Source organism: Sphingopyxis granuli NBRC 100800 (assembly GCF_001591045.1).
Taxonomy (GTDB): Bacteria; Pseudomonadota; Alphaproteobacteria; order Sphingomonadales; family Sphingomonadaceae; genus Sphingopyxis; species Sphingopyxis granuli.
On sequence record NZ_BCUA01000149.1, the window covers coordinates 1 to 5,007 of the forward strand.

A 5,007-nucleotide genomic window follows, 5' to 3' on the forward strand; every position below is an offset into this window, starting at 1 on the left:
GCCACAAAAGCCCCGCATGCATGCATCGAAATTGTGTCCTTTGTGGCGTTACTCTGATGAAATTGAATTGACCCACTTCGTCATTGCGAGCGGAGCGAAGCAATCCAGAGCGGTTTACATGAGCTCTGGATTGCCGCGCGGCTTCGCCGCTCGCAATGACGATTCCAACTCATGTCGTTATGGGCCAAGCGATCGTTTCGCGACAAACCGGAAGGCGCATAGGAACCGACGATGGCAAAGAGCCGAACCGCGGGTCTGGCACGGCGGAATAATGCAGGAAAGCGCTTTCGGGCGCGTCTTTCGGGTGCTGCCGCCTAGCCATCGCGTCTCCCAACCGCTACATGAACGGGATGAACCGCGCCAAGAGATCCGACGATTGGGGTTTCCCCCGCTGGCGCGCCTATGGTGCGTCGCGCGAGGCGCAGAAGGTGCGGATCTGCGACCGCTACGGCTGCGAGGAACCCGGCAACTGCCCCGCGCCCAAGTCGCCGAACAGCCCCGAACGCTGGTATTTCTGCGAGGCGCACGCGGCCGAATATAATCGCGGCTGGGACTATTTCGCCGGGCTGAGCGCCGAGGAGGCGGCCGAGCGCGCCGCCGACGAGGCGCGCGGCGCGCGCAGCTATGCCCGCGCGCAGCATTATGGCTGGGGCGGCCCCGGCGACGGCAGCCGCAGCGCCGACGAGATGCGCGCGCTCGAGGTGCTGGGGCTCGACCCCGACGCCGATTTCGAGGCGACGAAGAAGGCGTGGCGGGGATTGGCGAAGGAATGCCACCCCGACGTCAGGCCCGGCGACGAGGAAGCGGCGAAGCGCTTCGCGGCGGGGCAGGCGGCATTCGAGGTGCTGAAGCAGGCCGAGGAACGCAAGAGTTGGAAACCGGCGTAGCGGGCTGTTGGACGTCGTTTTGGGTGCCCGCCTCCGCGAGGACGCCGCGATGTTTCTTCCCAGACGATGACTCCGGGTGCGACGCCAGCCGGCACCGCCCCGGAAATATCGGGGTGGGCGGCGCCCACCCCGCGTGTCTTACAGGCCGTCGAGGCCCTTGCTGACCAGCACGTTCACCGCGACGCGGCGGTTCTGCGCCTTGCCTTCGATGGTGTCGTTGCTCGCCGCCGGGTCCGCTTCCGCCATCCCGGTGGGGGTCAGCATGCGATAGGGTTTCCAGCCGCAGGCCTGCTGAAGATGATTGACGACGCGGCCCGCCCGCTTTTCGCTGAGCTGCTGGTTGAACTCCTGGCTTCCCGTCGAATCGGTGTAGCCGACGACGAGCAGCAGCGCGTTGTCCATCCCCTCGGCCTGGCTGGCCGTGGCGCACAGCTCGGCCTTCGCCTGCTCGGACAGCACGGCCTTGCCGACGTCGAAGTTCACGTTGGTCGTGCCCTTGACGTTATACTGGTCGATGTCGCCCATGCGGCCGCGCAGCGCCTCCGTCGCCGCCGTCTGTTCGGCGAAGCGCTGGTCGGTGCCGGTGCGGATCATCGACGCGGTCCTGAGGTCCTTGTTCTTGAGGTCGACCTCGCTCGCCACCAGGCCGCCGTCCCACTGCAGCGTCTCCACCGTCACCGGCAGCCCGTTGAGCAGCGAATCGGCGGCGAGCTTGTTGCGGTTGAGGCCCAGGAAGCCCCCCTTGGACTTGATCCGGGTGTTGTCGGTGATCGCGATGACCGTGTTGGCACCGTCGGCGGTCGTGACCTGCATCCGGTTGCCGCTGCGCGCGGAGATGATGCCCTCGATCTCCGGCCCCTTGGTCATCTCCGCCTCGGTCGGCAGCGTGCCATAGACGGTCGTCATGACGTCGCCCTCGGACGCGTCCTGCGGCTGCGCCGCCAGGCCGACCGTCGCCGGTGCGGTCAGCATGGCGAGCAGCAACGCTATTCGGGAATTTCTGGAAACGGCACCCATGATATCACTCCTTCAATGAGCCGCCCCCGCGTTCAGGTCGCCCTTTCCGGCACCTGCGGAGTCCCTGCAAGAGCGCGCGATTGCTTGCGCCGGTAATTGGAGTGCATTGTGCGGCGAACCGATGGCGAACGGTGTTTGCGGCGTCCTTTCGCGCGTTCCGGGCCTATGCCGACGGCGCGTCGCTAGTCATAGACGCAGGCATCGAGCCCGTCGCGCGCGACGACGCCGATGCGGGCGCGGATCATGTTGCCGTATCGGCGTGTGAAGCCCGACGGGCTGATCGCCTCGCGCTTCTTGGGCAGCGGCAGGATCGCGGCGATGCGCGCCGCTTCGGCGGGCGTCAGCCGGCTCGCGCCATGCTTGAAATAGCGCTGCGCCCCCGCCTCGACGCCATAGGTGCCGATGCCGGTCTCGGCGATGTTGAGGTAGACCTCCATGATCCGCCGCTTGCCCCAGATCTTTTCGATCAGGAAAGTGAACCACACCTCCGGCACCTTGCGCAGATAGCGCGTCCAGCCGCTGCCCTGCCACAGGAAGGCGTTCTTCGCCGTCTGCTGGCTGATCGTCGATCCGCCGCGGATTCGCTTGCCCTGCGCGTTGCGCTCGATCGCCTGCTCGATCGCGGCGCGGTCGAAGCCGTTGTGGCTGCAATATTTGCCGTCCTCGGCGGCGATCGCGGCGCGGACCATGGTGCGGTCGATCCGCGACAGGCTGGTCCAGTCCTTGGTGATGCCGTTGCCGTCGGCGAGCATGGTGAAGGTCACCGGCGGCGGCACGACGGCATAGAGGAGCACCCAGAGGACGGAGAAGAGCAGGGCGCCGACCAGAATCTTGAGCGCGGTCCCGAAGAACCGCCCCATGGTGGATTTCGCCCGCGTCCCGCTTTTCCTCGCCATCGAAGCGGCCTAGTCGAGTGCGATGCAAAGGAAAAGTCCCGATCGCATGCGTCGATTCGCCATGCTGCCGCCCGCATTTGTGCTGATCGTGCTGTTGGCGACAGTCGCCCCGGCGGCGGCGCAGGAACCGCGCGCGCTGTGCCCCGATCGGCCGGGACTCGGCACCCCCGCCTGCACCGTGGAGGCGGGGACCGTGGTATTCGAACTCGGTATCGGCGACTGGACGCGCGAGCGCGACGGCACCCTGCGTACCGACACGGTGACGGCGGGAGAGGCGTTGCTGCGCGTCGGCCTGACGCCTTCGACCGAGGTGCAGGTCGGCTGGACCGCACTCGGCCGTGCGCGCGAGCGCGATACGGTTGCGGGGACCGCGGTCGATCGGACCGGGACGGGGGACGTGACGCTGGCGCTGCGCCGCAACCTGCGCAACCCCGACGGCTCGGGCTTGTCGCTGGCGGTCATGCCCTATGCGAGCCTGCCGGTCGGCGGCCGCGCGCTCGGCGCCGGCGATTGGGGCGCGGGCCTGCTGATCCCGGCGAGCGTCGAGGCGGGGGCGGTTTCGCTCAGCCTGACGCCGCACGTCGACGCGGCGGTCGACGCCGACGGCAATGGCCGCCATCTCGCCTATGGCGCGGTGGCCGGGACGGGTTTCGCGGCGTCGGACGCGGTGTCGATCGCGGCCGAACTCTCTTTCGCGCGCGACCGCGATCCTGCCGGGCACGACAGCGAATGGCTCGCCGGGCTGTCGGTCGGATGGCAGCCGGACGACGACAGCCAATGGGACATCGGCGCCAATATCGGCCTCAACCGCGCCAGCCCCGATTTTCAATTCTATTTCGGCTTTGCGCGCCGTTTCTAGATTCTGTCATGCTTGGCTTGAATGTGCCTCAACCAGAAGTGGAAAAACGCGAGCTTCCCGACGGCGCGGGAGCATATCACTTTGAAGCATGATCATCTTTGAATGAAACCTGCTGATTTATAGGCGTATCCCCGCGCAGGCGGGGACCCAGAGCGATCTTGCGCCAGCCTGCCCCGAATCCCCGCCTGCGCGGGGACACACAAATGTTTCAGTCAAAGCGGATTACGCTCCTGGGAACGGGGCCGCAGGCCGGAGCGTACGACGGCCGCCATTCTCGCCGGTTCAGGGCTTCGGCGGGTCGCCGTCTTTCCCGTCCGGCGCGGCGCCGGCATCGTCGCCGGCCCTGTCCTTGCTGGCGTCCTTGGCGGCATCGATCGCGTCGTTCGCCTTCGTCGCTGCATCCCTGGCGGCGTCGCCTGCCTTGGCGGCGGCAACCTTGGCCGCGTCCGCGGCATCGGCAGCGAGCGAGCGCATCTTCGCCTCGGCCTCGGCTTCCTTGCCGCTCATCACCAGCCACGCCATCACGCCCGCCGCGATCAGCGCCAGCAGCGCGAGCCAATAGCCGAATTCCCAGTGAATCTGGATCATCGACAGCGCCGCCTGATCGAGTCCGCCGTTGCCGCCGCCATTCTTGGCTGCTTCGGCGACGATCGCGTCCTTGCTGTAGCGCCACGTCCCGATCAGGATCAGCAGCAGCGCCGCCGCCGAGGTGCCGAGCACCAGCTTCGCCGTTTCGCGCCCGCGCGTGAACAGCAGCACCAGCCCGCCGACGATCGCGAGCAGCGCAAGGATCAGCCACAGGTTCATCGCGGCCCCGTCACCGCTGCTCGATGCCCGGCCCATCGTCTTGATGCTGCCGAAAGCCAGGCCGAACCCGCTCGCCTCGGCGATCTTCTGGTTGGAGCAACTGACCGTCATCCACGGCAGCAGGAAGGCGAGCAGCGCAATGCCCTTGGGTATCCGGATCCATTTCCACATGATGAGTCCCCCTGTAGCGGTGACGAAGCGTCGGGAGGGGAAGCTAATCCTTTGCTCCCGCCTGTCAATTCACGCCGCGAGCAGGCGGTGACGCAGCCCGGTTGGTCGGGGTCGGAAAAATTCGGCCATCCCCGATCCCGTCATGCTGGACCTGGAGTGCGATGACATCGAATGGACTCGTCATTGCGAGCGGCGAAGCCGCGCGGCAATCCAGAGTAGCGCAAACCGCCGCGGATTGCTTCCCCCGGAATCAGATCCGGGGTCGCAATGACGAAGCGGGTATGGCTGTGGGGATTCGGATTTCGGCACGGTTTCTCTCTTTCGTCACCCTGAACTTGTTTGGCGTTTATACCTTGGAGACAGGGACGCT

Annotated in this window: 6 protein-coding genes; 3 read left to right on the forward strand and 3 right to left on the reverse strand. The window is 66.6% G+C overall.

All coding sequences use genetic code 11. From position 1 onward, the window contains the following. The first annotated feature begins 350 nt into the window (after window positions 1–350). Window positions 351–887, forward strand: coding sequence for a J domain-containing protein (locus SGR02S_RS18900; RefSeq protein WP_067113727.1), 537 nt, complete (start codon window positions 351–353; stop codon window positions 885–887). Window positions 888–1,025: 138 nt separating this feature from the next. On the opposite strand, the gene SGR02S_RS18905 is transcribed toward SGR02S_RS18900, so the two are convergent. Continuing rightward, window positions 1,026–1,904: an OmpA family protein gene (locus SGR02S_RS18905; protein ID WP_067113729.1), complete on the reverse strand. Its 879-nt coding sequence runs from the start codon at window positions 1,902–1,904 to the stop codon at window positions 1,026–1,028. A 182-nt stretch (window positions 1,905–2,086) separates the two neighbouring features. Then, window positions 2,087–2,800, reverse strand: coding sequence for a monofunctional biosynthetic peptidoglycan transglycosylase (gene mtgA / locus SGR02S_RS18910; RefSeq protein WP_082797236.1), 714 nt, complete (start codon window positions 2,798–2,800; stop codon window positions 2,087–2,089). A 46-nt stretch (window positions 2,801–2,846) separates the two neighbouring features. Between mtgA and SGR02S_RS18915 the strand changes: the two genes are divergently transcribed. Then, window positions 2,847–3,659: a transporter gene (locus SGR02S_RS18915; protein WP_067113733.1), complete on the forward strand. Its 813-nt coding sequence runs from the start codon at window positions 2,847–2,849 to the stop codon at window positions 3,657–3,659. Window positions 3,660–3,941: 282 nt separating this feature from the next. Here the strand turns inward: SGR02S_RS18915 and SGR02S_RS18920 are convergent, their stop codons facing one another. Beyond that, window positions 3,942–4,637 carry a hypothetical protein gene (locus SGR02S_RS18920; protein ID WP_067113736.1) on the reverse strand — a complete coding sequence of 232 codons (696 nt, stop codon included), beginning with the start codon at window positions 4,635–4,637 and terminating at the stop codon, window positions 3,942–3,944. Window positions 4,638–4,798: 161 nt separating this feature from the next. On the opposite strand from SGR02S_RS18920, the gene SGR02S_RS20440 reads away from it, so the two are divergent. Continuing rightward, window positions 4,799–5,007: hypothetical protein (locus tag SGR02S_RS20440; RefSeq protein WP_218000147.1), on the forward strand; the 209-nt coding region annotated here is incomplete at its 3' end.